17 protein-coding genes are annotated in these 17820 nt (G+C 51.0%); 3 read left to right on the forward strand and 14 right to left on the reverse strand.

Annotated features, from left to right (window positions below; all coding sequences use genetic code 11):
• The first annotated feature begins 480 nt into the window (after nucleotides 1-480).
• Both AC0YOB_RS30010 and AC0YOB_RS30015 read left to right on the forward strand, forming a co-directional pair.
• On the forward strand, nucleotides 481-1245 hold the full coding sequence (locus tag AC0YOB_RS30010) for a DUF2161 domain-containing phosphodiesterase (RefSeq protein ID WP_475795912.1): 765 nt from the start codon (nucleotides 481-483) through the stop codon (nucleotides 1243-1245).
• Nucleotides 1226-1564: a Rieske (2Fe-2S) protein gene (locus tag AC0YOB_RS30015; protein WP_475795913.1), complete on the forward strand. Its 339-nt coding sequence runs from the start codon at nucleotides 1226-1228 to the stop codon at nucleotides 1562-1564. Before AC0YOB_RS30010 ends, AC0YOB_RS30015 begins: the two co-directional genes overlap by 20 nt.
• 84 nt (nucleotides 1565-1648) lie before the next feature.
• Here AC0YOB_RS30015 and AC0YOB_RS30020 read toward each other — a convergent pair whose 3' ends face one another.
• The 3 genes from AC0YOB_RS30020 to trmL all read right to left on the reverse strand — a co-directional run bounded on the left by AC0YOB_RS30020 (nucleotide 1649) and on the right by trmL (nucleotide 4433).
• On the reverse strand, nucleotides 1649-2845 hold the full coding sequence (locus tag AC0YOB_RS30020; protein WP_475795914.1) for an aminotransferase-like domain-containing protein: 1197 nt from the start codon (nucleotides 2843-2845) through the stop codon (nucleotides 1649-1651).
• A gap of 676 nt (nucleotides 2846-3521) precedes the next feature.
• Complete coding sequence (locus AC0YOB_RS30025) at nucleotides 3522-3773, reverse strand: AbrB/MazE/SpoVT family DNA-binding domain-containing protein (protein WP_210038471.1); 252 nt, start codon at nucleotides 3771-3773, stop codon at nucleotides 3522-3524.
• A gap of 195 nt (nucleotides 3774-3968) precedes the next feature.
• Nucleotides 3969-4433, reverse strand: a complete 465-nt coding sequence (trmL, locus tag AC0YOB_RS30030) for a tRNA (uridine(34)/cytosine(34)/5-carboxymethylaminomethyluridine(34)-2'-O)-methyltransferase TrmL (protein ID WP_475795915.1) — start codon at nucleotides 4431-4433, stop codon at nucleotides 3969-3971.
• A 135-nt stretch (nucleotides 4434-4568) separates the two neighbouring features.
• On the opposite strand from trmL, the gene AC0YOB_RS30035 reads away from it, so the two are divergent.
• Nucleotides 4569-5294 carry a response regulator gene (locus tag AC0YOB_RS30035; RefSeq protein ID WP_210038469.1) on the forward strand — a complete coding sequence of 242 codons (726 nt, stop codon included), beginning with the start codon at nucleotides 4569-4571 and terminating at the stop codon, nucleotides 5292-5294.
• Between the two features lie 91 nt (nucleotides 5295-5385).
• On the opposite strand, the gene serC is transcribed toward AC0YOB_RS30035, so the two are convergent.
• The 11 genes from serC to AC0YOB_RS30090 all read right to left on the reverse strand — a co-directional run bounded on the left by serC (nucleotide 5386) and on the right by AC0YOB_RS30090 (nucleotide 17818).
• The gene (gene serC, locus AC0YOB_RS30040) at nucleotides 5386-6474 is read right to left on the reverse strand and encodes a 3-phosphoserine/phosphohydroxythreonine transaminase (protein WP_475795916.1); all 1089 of its coding nucleotides are present in this window, start codon (nucleotides 6472-6474) and stop codon (nucleotides 5386-5388) included.
• 310 nt (nucleotides 6475-6784) lie between these two features.
• Nucleotides 6785-8209 carry a type I glutamate--ammonia ligase gene (glnA, locus tag AC0YOB_RS30045; protein ID WP_210038467.1) on the reverse strand — a complete coding sequence of 475 codons (1425 nt, stop codon included), beginning with the start codon at nucleotides 8207-8209 and terminating at the stop codon, nucleotides 6785-6787.
• A 359-nt stretch (nucleotides 8210-8568) separates the two neighbouring features.
• Nucleotides 8569-9630, reverse strand: a complete 1062-nt coding sequence (gene aroF / locus AC0YOB_RS30050; protein WP_475795917.1) for a 3-deoxy-7-phosphoheptulonate synthase — start codon at nucleotides 9628-9630, stop codon at nucleotides 8569-8571.
• 124 nt (nucleotides 9631-9754) lie between these two features.
• Nucleotides 9755-10291 (reverse strand): DUF2062 domain-containing protein, encoded by a 537-nt coding sequence (locus AC0YOB_RS30055; protein ID WP_475795918.1) that lies wholly within the window; start codon nucleotides 10289-10291, stop codon nucleotides 9755-9757.
• On the reverse strand, nucleotides 10288-11238 hold the full coding sequence (locus tag AC0YOB_RS30060; RefSeq protein ID WP_475795919.1) for a 4-hydroxy-3-methylbut-2-enyl diphosphate reductase: 951 nt from the start codon (nucleotides 11236-11238) through the stop codon (nucleotides 10288-10290). The genes AC0YOB_RS30055 and AC0YOB_RS30060 overlap by 4 nt, the downstream gene beginning before the upstream one ends.
• A 217-nt stretch (nucleotides 11239-11455) precedes the next feature.
• Nucleotides 11456-12955 carry a sensor histidine kinase gene (locus AC0YOB_RS30065; RefSeq protein WP_475795920.1) on the reverse strand — a complete coding sequence of 500 codons (1500 nt, stop codon included), beginning with the start codon at nucleotides 12953-12955 and terminating at the stop codon, nucleotides 11456-11458.
• A gap of 5 nt (nucleotides 12956-12960) precedes the next feature.
• Entirely contained in the window at nucleotides 12961-13653 is a 693-nt protein-coding gene (locus AC0YOB_RS30070) for a response regulator transcription factor (protein WP_210038463.1), read from the reverse strand.
• Between the two features lie 178 nt (nucleotides 13654-13831).
• Entirely contained in the window at nucleotides 13832-15463 is a 1632-nt protein-coding gene (locus AC0YOB_RS30075) for a S1C family serine protease (protein ID WP_475795921.1), read from the reverse strand.
• A gap of 177 nt (nucleotides 15464-15640) precedes the next feature.
• Nucleotides 15641-16054 carry a YugN family protein gene (locus tag AC0YOB_RS30080; protein ID WP_475795922.1) on the reverse strand — a complete coding sequence of 138 codons (414 nt, stop codon included), beginning with the start codon at nucleotides 16052-16054 and terminating at the stop codon, nucleotides 15641-15643.
• 62 nt (nucleotides 16055-16116) lie between these two features.
• Entirely contained in the window at nucleotides 16117-16785 is a 669-nt protein-coding gene (locus AC0YOB_RS30085; protein ID WP_210038460.1) for a response regulator, read from the reverse strand.
• Nucleotides 16772-17818, reverse strand: coding sequence for a sensor histidine kinase (locus AC0YOB_RS30090; RefSeq protein WP_210038459.1), 1047 nt, complete (start codon nucleotides 17816-17818; stop codon nucleotides 16772-16774). The genes AC0YOB_RS30085 and AC0YOB_RS30090 overlap by 14 nt, the downstream gene beginning before the upstream one ends.
• Between the last annotated feature and the right edge of the window lie 2 nt (nucleotides 17819-17820).

The following is a 17820-nucleotide window of genomic DNA, read 5'->3' on the forward strand; positions in this document are numbered from 1 at the left end:
AAGTACTACATTTCTATGCATCTGTACGGGGGAAGTTGCCCTATATTTTAAACGAGATTTCATCATCTTTCGTGTTTCTTTCCCATCAGCTCCAGAAAACCCCGCAACGATGTCAGGTTCAAGAAGGCCAAAGATGCCTGCGCCCTATGTTTTTTTCCGGTAAAGACCAGCAGCCGCCTGCGAATATGAAGCCATTTGGTCGGACGTTTAAAATCTGCATCATTCGCATGTCAATCCGCTAAATTTGCAAAAGGGTACAAGGAATACGCTATAACTGCAATAACGCAAAATTGACTGCCTTTCATTCGTCAAATTCTGATAAAACCAGACTAAGATGACAAAAAGCAGGTCAATCTCCGGGGGCATTAAGGTCGAATGAAGGCGCTTCCCTAAAAATTTGAACAATCAAAATTAATGGCTGAGTACCCTGCCCGAATATGTTATAATCGCCAAAGACGCTAAGGGAAAGGAGCGCCACTCATGGCAGTCAAGCATGAAACCGAACTCTACAAGCCAGTCAAAACCTACTTTGAAGCCATGGGCTTCGAAGTGAAAAGCGAGATCATGCATTGTGACCTTGTCGCCATCCATCCGCTGAGCGGCGAGACCATTCTTGTTGAAATGAAAAAAACCTTTACGCTCCCTCTTCTTCTGCAGGGGATTGAACGGCTGCGGCTGAACGGCCAGGTCATGCTTGCGATTGAACGCAACCGCAAGAAAAGCGGCGCTCACAATCAGCGCTTCGGCGATTTGACCGAGCTGTGCCGGATGCTGGGCCTCGGCCTGATGACCGTTACCTTCTTCAAGACCAAAGCGCCGGTGCTCGATGTGCTCTGCGAGCCGGGCGATCCGCCGGTCCGCGGTCAGCGCCCCTTGCGTCAGACGCGTCTGCTTCATGAATTTCGCGAACGAAGCGGTGATTATAACACGGGAGGAAGCACAAGGCGCAAACTTGTTACCGCTTACCGTGAGAAGGCGCTTCGTATTGCCTGGGCTCTCAGCCTGCACGGCCAGCTCCCTCCGCGCAGAGCGGCAGAGCTTACCGGCGTGCAGCGGGCCGCCTTTATTATGCAAAAAGATTATTACGGCTGGTTCGAGCGGGTCGAACGCGGTGTATACCGTTTAAAAGAAAGCGGCACTGCCGCTGTCGTGGAATATGCCGATGTGATTAATGCCTGGCTGTCAAGCGGACAGCGGCAGAACCAAATTCAAGGAGGAGAAAGAAATGAGCGAACAATTACCTGAATCCGTCGGATACCGTGTCATTGGCAGTGTTGACGATTTTACAAGTTTTCCTGCATCCGTTACCATTGACCGTGATCCTTATTTTATTATACAAACGACTAGCCAAGAAGATGCCCCTTCGGAATATAAGCTGGTATCCGCCATCTGCCCTCATGCAGGCGGCGTTGTGCGGCCCTGGGAGAATGAATTGATCTGCCCGCTGCATTACTGGTCGTTTGATTCGACAACCGGCCAATCCACCAACGTACCCGGCGAGCAGCTTGACTGCCGTCCCATCCAGATCCATGAAGGGCAGTTTACGATTGCGGTTTCTTCGTAAAAATCCGGCTGCGCACTTATCTTCTCCATCTCCAAAAAAAAAGCCCCGATCACCATAGATTGCGGCGATCGGGGCTTTGGTTTTTTAAAGTCGGGCCGTGAACTCTCCAAGCGCCTCCGCTAAACGCGAAATGCCAAGCGCCATTCGCTCCCCTTCGGTATACGTGAAGTTGAGCCGCGCTGTATGGCGCTGTGGAGCCGCTGCATAGAAGGCTGCCCCTGGTACGAAGGCAACTCCCTTGGTCACCGCAGATCGCAGTAGAGCCTGCGTGTCGAGCGCTTCGGGAAACTCCAGCCACAGGAACATCCCGCCCTGGGGCGTAATCCATTTCACATCCGGCCAATTCTGGCTTTTCAGCAAGTTTTCCATTTGTCCCAGGCGCGCGCCGTAGGCATCTCCGATCTTCCGGATATGCTCATCCAGCGGAAATTCCCGCAGCAGCTGGTCAAGCGTCTGCTGATCCAGTGTGCTGGAATGCAGATCAGCCGCCTGTTTCGCTTTGGCCAGCATCTGGATAACACGGCGGTCGCCGATGGCCCAGCCGGTGCGAAGCGCGGGAGCGACGGTTTTGGAAAATGTGCTCGTATACAGAACGCCGCCTCCGTCCGCTGCTCCTGCCAGAGAAAACAGCGTTGGAAAATAATCGTTTGCGTTGAATTTAATTTCCCCATATGGGTCATCCTCAAGTATAGGGATACCAAATCGGCTGCACAGCTCCAGCAATCCTTTGCGGCGTTCCAGACTCCATACCCGGCCCGTCGGATTCCCAAAGGTAGGCACGACATAGACCATTCTTGGCTTATGCTCACGCATCAGGCGTTCCGCATCGGCCATGATCATGCCGTCCTTGTCGCTTGGCACCGGAACAATCCGTAGACCGCCCAGATTAAATACCTGCAAACTCGCCAAATAAGTCGGATTTTCCACAAGCACCACGTCGCCCGGCTCCATCAGAACACGGACAATCAAATCGATCGCCTGCTGGGAGCCAGTGGTCATAATCATCTGATCCGGCTCAACCTGCATACCCTTGGCAGCCATACGGCCGCATAACTGCTCACGCAGCGGCAGATAGCCTTCAGTCAGCCCGTACTGCAAAGAACCCTTGCCCGCAGCAAATACGCGCTGAGCAGCATCGCTGATTGCCTCCAGTGGAAACAGTTCCTCGGCGGGCAGACCGCCTGCAAAGGAAATGATTTCCTGGCCTTGCGTCAACTTCAAGATATCCCGAACCGCTGAAGATTGCAGCCGCTCCACATGACTTGAGAACCGGTAGTCCACTTTGCTTTCGCCCCCTGTCTTAAACCGCTATTTACATTTTACGCGCAATTATGCGGATGGGCAACACCATCGACAGCTGGTGAAAAAAGAATCGGATCCTGTCTTTTGCAGCTTTCTTGCTGTTTTATGTCTATTTAAGGTTGTAACAACTTGTTCAAACTTTGCAATTTTCTTTTCCAGCAGGGTTGGGTATAATAGAAGAAGCGTATTGGAGGTGTGCAGGATGACGATAAAGTTCCTGATCGTGATAGTTGTCTTTCTATTGTTCCTGGTCGCCATTGTCACTTCGTCCTACAACGATGATAAGACCGAAGGCTTGTAAGCAGCATAAGAACCAACGCAAGCTAATCAAGAGACTTATACAGCATACTTAGCTTTGTCTGAGTTGAGAAACGGCTGACGCCGTCTTGTGGCGGCGAAGCAATTTTCTTCCCTCTGAACTTGTAGAAATTTATCGATATGAGACGTTAAACATTCTATAAGTTTTAAACAAAAAAAGAAGCTTCGGGCGATTGATCATCAACCGCCCGAAGCTTCTTTTTGTTGATCCACATCCAAAAACGCGCATGGCAGCAATTCGCCTATGTCAGGTGCGGAAGGCTCAGCCCGCCAAGCCCCGCCGCAGCATCGGCGCCAACTTCAGTTTTATCTGACGATCATGCTGCCGCTTTGTTCATCAGGAGCGGCGCAAGGCATTCATTTCTGTGATGCATGCGGAGCATAAATAACGCTCTTTAAATTCACGGACATCGTCTATCGAACCGCAAAATACGCAGCGAGGACGGTAGCGCTCTAAAATAATATGGTCACCCTGGACAAGAATTTCCACGGGATCGCCTTCATTCATCTGATATCTTTTGCGCAGCGATTTGGGCAGTACAATTCGGCCCAGTTGATCGACTTTACGCACTACGCCTGCCGGTTTCAACGTCTTCACCTCTTCTTGTCATTAATAATTGCGAGTCCATATATAAACATACGCATCTATAAGCTTTCGTTAAGAAGGGTCATTTTCCTTCCCTTATCAATATTTTCTTAATATCCTGCAAGTAATGTCGAATCTCATCATTAATTATCCCATATAAAGGTAAATTACCTTGTATTTACATTCACTTTAATTCTGTTATTCCAATTCTGCAAAATCCAGCTGCCGGAATGCCTCATAAATAATAATTGCCGCCGAATTCGACAAATTCAGCGAACGGACCTTGTCCGTCATCGGAATTCTCATACCCGTTTGCGGGTAAGCATCCAGAATCGATGAAGGCAGCCCCTTGGTCTCTTTGCCGAAAACAAAAAAATCGCCATCCCGGAACGTATGATCCGAATAACGGGTATGAGTCCGCGTGCTGGCGCAAAAAAATCGGCCTTCCGGAAATAACTCCGTCAGTTCGTCAAATGAATCATGGTAATGAACCTTTACCGCATGCCAATAATCCAGCCCTGCCCGCTTCAAGGTCCGGTCATCCGTATTGAAACCCAGCGGACGCACCAGATGCAGATGTGTGCCCGTAGCAGCGCATGTTCGGGCAATATTGCCTGTGTTGGCCGGAATTTCCGGCTCGACAAGCACGATGTGAAAAGCCATTATAACTTCCCCTTTCAATTTTACAATTATCTTACGACTTCCAAACATTTAACACAGGGTTTACGTAGCCTTAATCTTATGAGAAATGTTACTTGTCATAATGGAGCCATAACGTGAGTAAAGGAGAACAGGACGATGAAGAAGAAAATTTTAGTCGTTGATGACGAACCTTCCATCTCCAAGTTGATCGAATTTAATTTGAAATTGGCTGGCTATGACGTACGCTGTGTCCAAGATGGCGAAGCCGTTTTTGACATATTAAAACCATTTCGACCCGATCTGATTGTACTCGATCTGATGCTGCCCAAAATGGACGGCATTCAGGTTTGCCGCGAGCTCCGCAAGCAGAACAACGCGGTTCCGATCGTGATGCTGACGGCACTGCAGGATGTGACCGACAAGATCACGGGCCTTGACAATGGCGCAGACGATTACATGACCAAGCCTTTCTCGCCGCAAGAGCTGCTCTCCCGTATACAAGCCGTTTTCCGCCGTACCCTGGTCCTGCCGGGCGCTAGCGAGAACGTTGTACATGAGATCGGCCAGCTGACTGTATTCACAGAGCAGCGTGAGGTTCAAAAGGATGGAAAAAGCATTGATTTAACACCCAAGGAGTTTGAGCTGCTGCTGTTTCTTTGCCGCCATCGCGGAAAAGTGCTCAGCCGCCAGCAGCTTCTCTATGGCGTATGGGATTATCATTTTCTCGGCGATACGCGGATCGTTGACGTCCATGTCAGCCATCTCCGCGACAAAATCGAGAAGAATGCGCGGACGCCTGAGTACATTATGACAGTACGCAATGTAGGCTACAAGCTGACCGGCCCAAGCGCTATGGAAAACCTCCACCAAACAGCAGATTAATCCCTGCATAACAATAGACCGCCCCATCTTCGACATCATACGAAGACCGGGCGGTCTATTTATTTATGCCATCAGGCTTATGCCCTGTTCCTTAGCCGTTACGCTTCTGGAAGTCGCTCATAAACTCGGCCAGCGCTCTGCAGCTCTCTACCGGCACGGCATTATAGGTGGATGCCCGAAGGCCGCCAACACTGCGATGGCCCTTCAGACCTACGAAACCATGCTGCTCCGATTCCTGGACGAACCGCTTCTCCAGCTCTTCGGTATGAATCCGGAATGTAATATTCATATCCGAGCGGCTGGACGGGTCTGCGAATCCGCGATAAAAACCGCCGCTTTGGTCGATTGTATCATAAATCAGTCTGGTTTTGTCGCGGTTGATCTGTTCGATGGCCGCAACGCCGCCTTTGCCCTTCACCCATTTGAGCATAAGCCCGGCAAGATAGACCGAGAAGGATGGCGGTGTATTATATAGGGAATTATTTTTCACGTGGGTATCATAACGCAGCATGGTCGGAACACTCTTGGGACTTGCAGCGACCAGATCCTCCCGGGCGATTACAATGGTTACCCCGGATGGCCCCAAATTCTTCTGCGCCCCTGCATAAATCATGCCAAACTGGCCCACATTTACCGGACGGCTCATAATATCGCTGGACATATCTCCAATCAGCGTCACATCGCCGGTCTCCGGAAAAGCTTTATACTGCGTCCCCTCTATCGTTTCGTTGGAGGTAACATGCAGATAAGCCGCATTAGCCGGAATCTGGATGTTGGACAAATCCGGAATCCGGTTAAACTTGTCCGCTTCCGAGGAGGCAGCCACCGCTGTCTCTCCAAACAGCTGCGCTTCCTTGACCGCCTTCTCCGCCCAGCTTCCTGTCATTACATAAGCCCCAACCTTGCCGGCCGGAAGCAAATTCATCGGTACCATGGCAAATTGCGTGCTTGCTCCGCCTTGCAGAAGCAATACTTTATAGGAATCCGGTACCCCTAATAATTCGCGAAGCAGGGATTGCGCCTCATTATGAACCTCTTCGTAGATCGCGCTGCGATGCGACATTTCCATAATCGACATGCCTGAATCTGCAAAATTGATAAATTCCTCTTGCCCCTGCTGCAGTACTTCCAGCGGCAGCGCAGCCGGTCCTGCATTGAAATTATATGCGCGTTTGGTCACCCTTACCCACTCCAGTCTTCTTTTCACATATGGCTAACTATAACAAGTTTGAGTATTGGCATCAAGTAAAATAGTGCACAAGAAGAATCGGCTAACGCCGCCCATTTGCGGCGCAGCTTCCTTCATAAATAGAAGCAACATACAGTGGAAGCTTATGCTTCCTTCAATGTTGAAAAAATGGCTCTCCTCTCGGGAGGAACGCATATTCATCCCTCTGTTTCCCATTGATCCGGGAACAAGTCAGACATAAAAACGAACCCTCCACGTCGGAAGGGTTCGTGATCGAAATAAGTGCGTAATGATTAGCTGATTAGCAGTCGAAATACAGGCTGTACTCGTGCGGATGAACACGGATGGATACAGCTTTGGCTTCCTGGCGTTTGAATGCTACGTAGTTCTCAACGAAGTCTTTGGAGAACACGCCGCCTTCTGTCAGGAATTCGGAATCGGCTTCCAAAGCGTCGAGCGCTTCGTCAAGCGTTCCCGGTACCGAACGGATTTCTTTCTTCTCTTCATCAGACAGCTCATAGATGTTTTTGTCGAAAGGACCATAACCGAGAGCGACTGGATCGATTTTGCGTTTGATGCCGTCGAGTCCTGCAAGCAGCATAGCTGCGAAGCAGAGGTATGGGTTAGCCGTGGAATCCGGTGTACGGAATTCAATTCGACAGCCTTTAGGTGTTACAGCCGCAACCGGAATACGGATAGCAGCGGAACGGTTACCTTTGGAGAATACCAGATTGACCGGAGCTTCGTATCCAGGAACGAGTCGTTTGAACGAGTTCGTCGATGGGTTGGACAATGCGATCAGCGCTGGAGCATGGTGCAGAATTCCGCCGATGTAGTGCATAGCCATCGGGCTCAGGTTTGCATAGGCACCTTTCTCATAGAACAACGGTGAATCACCGTTGAAGATGGATTGGTGAACGTGCATCCCGCTTCCGTTATCGCCAAACAGCGGTTTAGGCATAAATGTAGCTACTTTGCCGCTCATGCGGGCTACGTTGTGCACGATGTATTTGTACTTCATCAGGTTGTCTGCTGTTTTGGTCAGCGTGTCGAAGCGGAAGTTGATTTCTGCTTGGCCCGCTGTGGCAACTTCATGGTGATGACGCTCGACGCGAAGGCCGGTTTCCTGCATCAAACGAACCATTTCGCTGCGGATATCCTGCTGTGAATCAACCGGAGCAACCGGAACATAACCGCCTTTAACGCCAACTTTGAAAGCCAGGTTGCCGCCTTCTTCCTTGCGGTTGGTGTTCCATGCCGCTTCTTCGGAGTCCACGAAGTAAGAAGAAGAATTCATGGAGCTTTCGTAGCGAACATCGTCGAAAATGAAGAATTCGGATTCCGGTGCGAAGAATGCCGCCGTACCTACACCGGATTTTTTCAGAAACTCTTCCGCTTTGTGCGCAATGCTGCGCGGATCGCGGTCATAACGTTCGCCGTCAGGCGTATGAATATTACACATGATGTTCAGCGTCGGATGCTCCGTAAAGGGGTCCACATAGGCAGTTTCCGTGTCAGGCATCATCACCATATCGGATTCTTCAATACCGCGGAAGCCCGGGATCGAAGAACCGTCGAATGCGACGCCATTCTCGAAAGTTTCCTCTTCTACTTCTGTCGAAGGAAGCGTAATGTGATGAGCGCGACCAGATAAATCGACAAAACGGAAATCGACAAACTGAATCTCGTTTTCTTTAATTGTGTTTAATACGTTTTGTGCTGACATTTGAAAATTTCCTCCATTTCCGAACGTTTGCTTAGTATTGAACCTTGAATGTTCAATTTTTCACCGAAACCATGAGGTAATTATAGAATTAAGCCTAGCACCCGTCAATACTTATGTCAGATATTTTTAACGCATTTGTCAGGTATCTTCACACATTTGTTGGAATGTTTTCAATAAGACGATTGACACATAAGAATAAACGGAAAATGCTGTCATTTGTCGGCGGATTCAGGTTCTTCATGTATGAGAAACGAGCCAGTCCCATACTGCTTTTTTCATTTCAAAAAAGCTGCAGAAGCCTTGCTTGGCAAGGTTCTGCAGCTTCCATTACTTTCCTTGATATGTCAGCTTAGCCTAGCTTAGATCTTCCAGCTGGCGAAATAGTCCGCAGGCTCTTTGGGAGTGTCAAATTTCTTTCCGACCAGATTCCCAAGCTGTTCCAGCTCCTTCAGGAGGTTGGCGAATTGATCCGGGAACAGCGATTGAACGCCGTCGCCTGTCATCGAGTTGTCAGGATCGGTATGCATCTCGATAATCAGGCCGTTAGCGCCAGCTGCAACCGATGCCTTGGCCATCGGCTCGACCAGCTCACGCCGCCCAGTGCCGTGGCTCGGATCAGATATGACCGGCAGATGGCTGAGCTGCTGCAGCACAGGGATGGCTGCCAGATCAAGCGTATTGCGCGTGTAGGATTCGAATGTGCGGATTCCCCGTTCGCAAAGCATAACGTTCGGATTTCCGCCTGCCAGGATGTATTCGGCGGCATTAAGCAATTCGTCGTAGGTAGCGCTGAATCCCCGCTTGAGCAGAACAGGCGTCTTGATCGTGCCAAGCTTGCGCAAGAGATCGAAATTTTGCATATTGCGTGTTCCTATTTGTAAAATATCCGCATATTCTGCACAGACATCCACATATTCCGGTGTCATTACTTCCGTGATCGTCAGCAGACCATGCCTCTTGCCTGCTTCCGCCATCATTACAAGCCCCTCAACGCCGACACCCTGGAAGCTGTAAGGCCCGGTACGCGGCTTGAATGCGCCGCCGCGAAGGATCTGTCCGCCTGCCGCTTTTACCAAACGGGCGATTTCATCAATCTGCTCCGGCGATTCAACCGCGCAGGGACCGCCCATAATGGCCAGATGCTCGCCGCCGATCTTAACGCCCTTGATTTCAATAATGGTATCGTCCGGATGAAAATCCCGGCTTGCCAATTTATAGGATTTTGAAATCTTAATTACATTCTCTACACCCGTCATTTGGCGCAAATGCTCCGCCAGCGTAGGCTCGGCTTTTCCGATAATTCCGATCACAGTACGATCCACTCCTCTTGATACATGAGCCTGCACGCCTGTCTTCTCGATATGCTCGACGATTTCACTAATCCGCTCTTCTGTAACATGGCTGTTTGTAATGACGATCATAAGATACCCCTTTTCCCGCTTCAACGCGTGTTCGCTTTTATGCTTTTAAGCTTTTATGCTTTTAATCGCTAAAGTAAATATACATGAATGTGCCAGCCCCGTCAAGAGGCCGGCACATGCAAAATCAAATTTCCGAAATCGGCTTGGACTCCAATTGCACCCGTTTCAATTTTCGCTTCTCGCGGCGCTTGTTGGCGAAGAATTGCAAAGCAAGTCTTACGGGAAAGTAGAAAATGGCTCCAAGGATGATGCCGTCAATAACGCCGCCGACGATAAGCTTCAAATTCGTGAGCAAAGCATGATTTATCCATTGGGGCAGAAACTCAATATTGATGCTTATATGCCTCGGCAACACCCATCCACCGACCAAGGTATTGATGAAGGCCACCGGAATAAATATAATCTTCCCGACAACAAAGCCGATCAACGCGCCTGCGAAGCTTGCCCTCAGCCAGTATATCAATGGAAAAATAAGAAAGAAGGCAAGTCCGTAGGTAGGCAATGTAAACATTTCAACAGCCATTCCGATTGAAAATCCCAAAGCTACGAAAGAAGGGCCGCCTGGAGCCCTCAACAGCTGCGTATACTTAAGCTTCAGCCAACGTTTGATCGAGCGCGGTTTTCGCGATGCAATCATGGGGGTAGCGCTCTTTTTAATCATACAGAAGTCTTCGTTCTAAGCCTTGGCAATAATTTATCGATATTAACGGTTCGCCGCGCTTCCCATGTTTTGTCGTCTGCTTCGTCGTACTGCTCCAGGTAAGCAATAACTTCCTTCGTGATTGGCGTGGGCGTGGAAGCGCCTGAGGTCACAGCCACTCTTGTCTTGCCTTTGAGCCAAGCAGTATCGATCTCCGTTACGTCAGATACCCGATATGCCTTCACCCCGGCGATTTCCTCCGACACCTGCGCCAATCGGTTGGAGTTGTTGCTTCGCGGATCGCCAACCACGATACAAAGCTCGGCCTGGCCCGCCTGTTCCGCGACGGCTTCCTGTCTGACCTGTGTGGCGAGGCAAATTTCATTATGAATTTCCGCCGTCGGAAATTTGGCAATCAGCTTGCTTATAATATGTTTAATATCCCATTGCGACATCGTTGTCTGGTTCGTTATGATAATGCGCCCGGTCTGCAGGTCCAGAAGATCGATCTCTTCCTCTCTCTCGATCAGATGAACATGATCGGGTGCAATTCCGATGGCGCCTTCAGGTTCAGGATGAGCCTTCTTGCCGATATAGATGATCTCATATCCTTCGGCGACTTTCTCGCGGATCAGGACATGGGTTTTGGTCACATCCGGGCATGTCGCATCAACGACCGTAAGCCCTCTGTCACGCGCGCGTTTCCGAACCTCCGGAGAAACGCCATGAGCGGTGAAAATGACCGTTCCACTCTCGATTTGCTCGAGAATCTCCATGCGGTTCTCGCCATCGAGCGTGATGACGCCTTCCCGCTCGAATGCGTCGGTCACATGACTGTTATGCACAATCATGCCCAAAATATATATGGGGCGCGGCAGTTCCAGGTTTTGAGCGGTCTTGAGCGCCAGCACCATGGCATCGACTACGCCATAGCAATATCCCCTTGGTGAAATTTTGACAATTTCCATACCGTACACCTGCCTTCTTTCCTCAAGCTCAAAAAAGAAACATCTGCCGCTCAATCAGAATCGGCTCTCGCCATTCTCTGGCGGCATACCAAGTTTCTTCCCCTAGACCTTACCGACATTTATAGGTGTGTAACTTATACATGCTGTTAAGGGTAAGAAGAAACGGCTGCCTCAGACGGCGCAGCAAGCACTTCCTTCAAAAGACGGTTTCGCTCTATTATACCTGATTCGGCTTGTCGAGGAAAGCGATTGGCAGCCATACAATAAAGGTCGTTCCTTCGCCTTCGCGGGTCGATACCTCAACGGATCCGCTGTGCTCATCGATAATCCACTTGGCGATTGACAATCCAAGCCCCGTTCCGGTTGTTTCTCCCCGGGATTCATCCGCGCGATAGAAGCGTTCGAAGATATGGGGGATAGCCTTGCTGTCCATGCCAATGCCGGTATCTCTGATGACAACCCCTGCCTGATTGGAGGCCCGAACCGCGCTGATTTCGACATAACCGGCCGGTGTGTACTTGAACGCATTTTCGACAAAAATAAAAAACAGCTGGCGAAGAAAGTCGGCATGTCCCGCTACTTCCACCCCATCAAGAGGCATCAAATTGCCGATCCGCCACTCTGCCGTGCGCGGCAGCAGCTGGGCCCGGCGGGCAACATCCTCTACGAGCGGAAGCAGCGGCTGAATCGTTTTCTCCATCTCATAGCCTGCATCCGCACGGGCGAGCGCCAGCAAGTCGTTCACAAGGCTGGACATGCGCTTGGCTTCACCGGCAATATCCTGCATCGCCTCCCGGCTCAGCGCTATGCGCTGCGCGTCGCTCTGCAGGCGGTCCAGCGCCGCTTCTGCCTCAACAGGGCTATCCGCCGCCTGCGCGGCCTCCAGTGCCGGAAGCCACATCCGCTCCAGCAGCTCGATATTGCCGCGGATGGTCGTGAGCGGGGTGCGCAGCTCATGAGAGGCGTCCGAAACAAAGCGGCGCTGCGCTTTATAGGCATCATCAAGCACGTTGTAGGTGGTCTCCAGCCGGCCCAACATATTGTTTAAGGTATCCGTCAGCCGGCCCATCTCATCATTAGGCGCTTCCCGCGGAATCCGGACGCTGAGATCGGAGCTGTGCTGGATTTTGTTGCTGGCCTGGATAACATTCTCAATCGGCCTTAAAGCCTGACGGGCAAGGAACAGCCCCACCGTAAAGGCAATCAGCAGGGCAACGATAGAGGAGAAGACCAGAATCGTCCGCAGATTGCTCAGAAGCGCCTCTTCACGGCCGGAATAGGCCGCTACCTGAAGCAGGCCAACCAGCGTGTTGCCGGTGCTGTATAACGGCTGCTGGTAAACCAGGAACGGATTCCCCGAAACATCGATATCATCGTAGTAGCCTACCTTCCCCTGCATCTCTTCGCTCCTTGGGAAAGGCAGTTTCATGGAAATCGTTGATAAATTCGCAGATTGTGCCGCTATCTGGTCACCGTTGGTATAATTGATCAGCTGAATATACAACTGATTATCGATCAAAGCGCCACCATTGACACCTAAATCCATTCCATTGAAATTAATGTTCTTTACAAGCTTGGCCGTCTGATTATTGATCCGGCCTCTCATATCGCTGTAGGCGTTATAATTGACAAAGAAGTAAATCGCCACTCCGAATGCAATCAGTGTTGCTGCGAGCACAACGGAATACCAAAGGGTCAGTTTCAACCGAATCGTCATTTCGGTCAGCCTCCTTCTCCTCTGAGCACATAACCCGTTCCCCGAACAGTCTGAATAAGCCGTTTATCGGTCTTATCCTCGGTTTTCTGTCTGAGCATTGCAATGTACACTTCAAGTACGTTGGATTCCCCGCTGTAATCGTATCCCCATATTTTATCCATAATTGCATCGCGCGTGAGCACGCGGCGCGGATTTTGCATAAACAGCAGCAGCAGATCAAATTCCTTGGCGGTCAAATCGATTCTCCGGCCGGAACGGATGGCTTCGCGCGAATCCAGATCCAGCGTCAAATCCTCATACTGCAGACGGGTTGAGGAATCCTCAAGCTTGTCGGATTTGCGCCGCAGCAGCGCCCGGACCCGGGCCAGCAGCTCTTCAAGCGCGAAGGGCTTGACCAGATAATCGTCCGCTCCCGTATCCAGCCCCTTCACCCGGTCCTGAATATCGTCCTTGGCCGTCAGCATCAGGATAGGCACGCTGCTTCCGCCTTCACGTACCCGGCGGCATACCTCCCAGCCGTCAATCTGCGGCATCATCACATCGAGAATCAGCAAATTGGGGTCGCTGGTCAGCATTAATTTGAGACCCTCCAGGCCATTATTCGCCGTTACCACTTCGTAGCCCTCGAAGGCCAGGCTTCTGCGGAGCAGGGATGTAATCTTCTCATCGTCATCTACAACCAATATATGCGGTCTCATCTTATTTCCCCCGTCAATTGATAATCGCTTTGTGTATTATTCCAACTAATAGTATAACGCAGATGGTTATCAAAACGTAAGAATGCATGATGAATATGGAAAAGACTATTTTACAAAAATGGTCATAAAAAAGACGCAAGGCAGCTCATTTCACTGCCTGCGTCTTTTTTCAAGTGGATTATTGTTCGCCGGTGAATTGAAACTCGTTCTTATCGCCGATGGTAACTTTCAAATCCATCGTCTTGCCATTGCGGATAATGTTCAGCGTCGCTTCATCGCCCACTTTTTTCTTTTGAATCTGGGCAATCAAGTCCTCGCGTGTTTTATATTTGGTGCCGTCAAGTCCTGTGATCACATCATATTGTCTCAAGTCCGCCTCGTAAGCCGGCGATTTGTAGTAAACATTGGAGACAATCGACCCATCTTTGCTGCTCAGTCCAAGCTGCTTGGCGATGGAGTCTGTAATTTCGGCCAGCTCCGCTCCAATGAACGGCACCGGCGCTTTTGGAATTTCCTTGTTGGACTTCAGGGTTTCCAGGTTCTCCTTGATCGTGCTCGTCGGAATCGCGAATCCGATGCCTTGCGCCTGCGAGCTGACGGCCGTATTGATTCCTACGACTTCACCTTCCAGGTTAATCAGCGGTCCGCCGGAGTTGCCCGGGTTAATGGAAGCGTCGGTTTGCAGCAGATGCTCATAGTTGCGTGTGCCTTCCGTATCCTGAATGCTGATCGGACGTTCCTTGGCGCTGAGGACTCCCACGGTTACGGTGTGATCGAAGCCGTATGGGTTACCGATAGCCACAACCCAGTCACCGATGTCGATGGAATCGGAATCGCCTATGGGAAGCGTCGGGAAGTCGGTTCCTTCCACTTTCAGCACAGCCAAATCAAGATTATAGTCGGAGCCGAGTTTTTTGGCCACCAGCGGTTCTGCGCGGCCCTGAACCGTGACTTTAATTTCGTCTGCATCTCCCACGACATGCTGATTGGTCAAAATGTAGCCGGTGGAGTCGAAGAAGAAGCCGGTTCCCAGACCTTCCGGCGTCATATCGCCGCTGCCCCCGCCTTGATCGGTGCCGCCGCCGCCCTGGCCGTTCTCATCCGGGGCTCCCCCGAATTGATCCCCGAAGAACTGGCGCAGGAAGTCATCATTCAGTCCGCCGCCCTGGGAAGCGCTCTGCTTCACGAAGGTTTCGATTTTGACGACAGCCGGGCTTGCCTGTTCGAAGATTTGCGCAATATTGTTCGGGCGGACCACATCGGCTGCCGTCGATACTTTGCCGTCATCACCGGATTTCGTGACTGCCGCCGCTGCCTGATTGGATGCAGGCGAGAGAGCTGTCTGCGCCCCGGTGAACCAGTTCTGCGAATCCGAGGCAAACATCAATGCTCCGACCGCGACCACACCGACCATGAACGATGCAAAAATCGCCTTGAATGAAGTACGGCGCTTTTCCTTGACCTGCCAGCCGCCTCTGGCCGACTGTGTTGGCGCGAACGCGCGCAGCTGCTGCGGAGGCGTCATTTCCACCGGTTGGGTATCCGGGATGGATGAGCCGGGAACATTATTCTGGTCCGGGCTGCTCATCGATTCTTCTGATTGCTCCGAGCTGTTTGCCTTGAAAGGGCCGTAGGAATAATAATAGGAAGAAGACTTCGGTCCTGTCGATGGCGCCGGCTCATCCGCCGCTTGCGGTTGAAACGGCTCAGCGTCATTTTCTCGCTCCCCGTTATTGCGCTCCTTGTTGTCTTCATCTCTGCGCGGTTGAAAGAAATCGTCGAAAGAATTCTTTTTGTTCTGATCGTCCATGTATATCTCCTCCTAAGTATAATGGTTCCCCATGATAGCTATTATTAAGTTGCGGCTTATCGTCTTAAGACTATTTTGCACAATCTACCTTAAATCAAACTTAAAAATCATATAAAAGGAAATAAAAAAACCGGATCATCTATGTATAAATAGACGCTCCGGACTTTTTTTAATCGTTTAATGGGGAAACATCTGCTCAACCTCGCCCAGCACATGCTTCGCCTTGTCGATCCATTTGGAATCGATTTCGGCATCGGGATCTGTCGGGCCCTGAAATTGATTGATCAGGCCTCCCATCACCCGCGGCACGGTATCTTCATCCAGTCCCTCATTGTATACATGCCTGAGCACAAACGGCTGCCCCATCCTTATCCGGGCATGATTATCATCCGACTCGCTGTCCACGTTGCCGCTGACCACGTCGAAGGGAAGCCGCAGCCATACTTTATGCGCTTCATCGAGAAAACGGTCAAATGAACCGCCCTCATAGCTCCAGCTGCCGCCAAGCGCAAATTCATGCTCCTCCAGCGCGTTCTTCATCTGGCTAAATTCATGCTCGCGGGATTCCAGTTTGGATGAAAGTGGGATCATAAGGGTTGCATTCTCCTTTTGATATAGGTTAATGCCTTTACAATGCCCGCCGTTTCCCTCTTTTATCCCGTCTTCACCCAACCCTTGCGGTGCGCAAGCACAGCCAGCTGAGTCCGGTCCTCGAGCTCGCATTTCATCAGCAGATTGCTGACATGGGTTTTAACAGTCTTGATACTGATATGCAGCTCTTCGGCGATTTCTTTATTGGCGCGCCCTTCGGCAATCAACAGCAGCACTTCCTTCTCCCGCTCGGTCAGTCCCTCGTCCTCTCCCTGCGTGGTTGTCCGCTGGCGCAGGCCGCGGGTCAGTGCCTGCGACACATCCGCCGTCATAACGGGCATCCCTTTGACCGCCCCGCTGATCGCATAGATCAGCTCCTCTGCGGACACGGTCTTGAGCACGTAACTGACTGCCCCGGCTTCAACGGCCGCGACCACTTTCTCGTCCTCCAGAAAGCTCGTCAGCATGACGATTTTCATCTCCGGAAACTCTTTCATAATAGCGCCTGTAGCCTCGACGCCATCCATAATCGGCATCATCAGATCCATAAGTATAAGATCGGGACGTTCCTCCGCACTCAACCCGCGCAGCAGCTTCAGCGCTTCAGCGCCGTTGGCAGCCTCCGCGACCACGTCAAATTTGGACTCCAGCATTAAGTAAGTGCGAAGTCCTGCACGCACCATGTCATGATCGTCCACGATCATAATTTTCCATTGATTACTCGAGTTCATCCGGACCGGCTCCTTTATTCACATAATTCGGCAGCGTCACGCGCACCCGTGTTCCACTTCCCGGCTTGCTGATAATTGAGGTATCCCCGCCAAGCTTGTTGGAGCGTTCCCGCATCGTCGATAAGCCGTATGATCCCCGCTTCACCATATCGGCCCGAAAGCCTGCTCCATCGTCCTGCAGCGTCATCACAATTTGCCGTTCTGTCTCGGCAAGGGTAAGGAAAGCCGTCTGCGCCCCTGCATGCTTCACAATATTGGCCATGGCCTCCTGAATAATCAGGAACAGCTGATGCTCCTTGGCCTCGGAAAGCTTCTCCTTGATCCGCCATTCCAGAACGCCCTGCAGGGCGTTCTGGCGGCAATAATCGGGAAACCATTTGTCGAGCGCTTCCTGAAGCGAACGGCCTTCAAGCTCCATGGGCCGCAGCTGGGCGATAAAGCCCCTCATTTGCTTCTGGGCCAGCGACGACATCGAGATAAGCTGCTCCATAACGGAAGCAGCACGCTCCTGGTTTATTTCCAGCAGCTTGGGCAGGGATGAGGCCGACATATGAATAGCAAACAATTGCTGGCTGACAGTATCATGCAGATCACGGGCCAGACGCTTGCGCTCTTCAAGTACGGCAGCTTCATTGGAAGCAGCCTCGCGCATGACCTGCTCCTCGCCTGTTTGCTGGATGAGCTGAGTCCGCTGATCAAGCGATTCCAGCATATCGTTGAATTCCCGAAATACAGCCGTAAAATTACGAGCTCCCTCCTCCGGCAGCCTTGCCGTGTAATTGCCATGCGATGCTTGTTTCAGCCCCAGATGGAGGATATCCATCCGCCGCTGAATCCGCTGGGCCGCCCAATAGCCGAAGCCAGCGCTGATAAGCAGGAATAACGCCGTAATACCGATCCAAAGGTCATTGTTATTGACCTTTGGATCGGCAATTTTACTGCCAATATTCCATAACAGTACAGAGATCGAGGAGGCGGCCGCGAACATCAGAATCATGTCCCATTTGCTGTTTCGAAACAATCTTACCATCATAA

It is taken from the genome of Paenibacillus sp. JT31N17, assembly GCF_056269255.1.

What these genes read in the sequence shown, in the direction of transcription:
- AC0YOB_RS30010 (WP_475795912.1), top strand. Translation starts at nt 481, where the DNA reads ATGGCAGTCAAGCATGAAACCGAACTCTACAAGCCAGTCAAAACCTAC.
- AC0YOB_RS30015 (WP_475795913.1), top strand. Translation starts at nt 1,226, where the DNA reads ATGAGCGAACAATTACCTGAATCCGTCGGATACCGTGTCATTGGCAGT.
- trmL (WP_475795915.1), bottom strand. Translation starts at nt 4,433, where the DNA reads ATGGCTTTTCACATCGTGCTTGTCGAGCCGGAAATTCCGGCCAACACA.
- AC0YOB_RS30035 (WP_210038469.1), top strand. Translation starts at nt 4,569, where the DNA reads ATGAAGAAGAAAATTTTAGTCGTTGATGACGAACCTTCCATCTCCAAG.
- glnA (WP_210038467.1), bottom strand. Translation starts at nt 8,209, where the DNA reads ATGTCAGCACAAAACGTATTAAACACAATTAAAGAAAACGAGATTCAG.
- aroF (WP_475795917.1), bottom strand. Translation starts at nt 9,630, where the DNA reads ATGATCGTCATTACAAACAGCCATGTTACAGAAGAGCGGATTAGTGAA.
- AC0YOB_RS30055 (WP_475795918.1), bottom strand. Translation starts at nt 10,291, where the DNA reads ATGATTAAAAAGAGCGCTACCCCCATGATTGCATCGCGAAAACCGCGC.
- AC0YOB_RS30060 (WP_475795919.1), bottom strand. Translation starts at nt 11,238, where the DNA reads ATGGAAATTGTCAAAATTTCACCAAGGGGATATTGCTATGGCGTAGTC.
- AC0YOB_RS30065 (WP_475795920.1), bottom strand. Translation starts at nt 12,955, where the DNA reads ATGACGATTCGGTTGAAACTGACCCTTTGGTATTCCGTTGTGCTCGCA.
- AC0YOB_RS30070 (WP_210038463.1), bottom strand. Translation starts at nt 13,653, where the DNA reads ATGAGACCGCATATATTGGTTGTAGATGACGATGAGAAGATTACATCC.
- AC0YOB_RS30075 (WP_475795921.1), bottom strand. Translation starts at nt 15,463, where the DNA reads ATGGACGATCAGAACAAAAAGAATTCTTTCGACGATTTCTTTCAACCG.
- AC0YOB_RS30080 (WP_475795922.1), bottom strand. Translation starts at nt 16,054, where the DNA reads ATGATCCCACTTTCATCCAAACTGGAATCCCGCGAGCATGAATTTAGC.
- AC0YOB_RS30085 (WP_210038460.1), bottom strand. Translation starts at nt 16,785, where the DNA reads ATGAACTCGAGTAATCAATGGAAAATTATGATCGTGGACGATCATGAC.
- AC0YOB_RS30090 (WP_210038459.1), bottom strand. Translation starts at nt 17,818, where the DNA reads ATGATGGTAAGATTGTTTCGAAACAGCAAATGGGACATGATTCTGATG.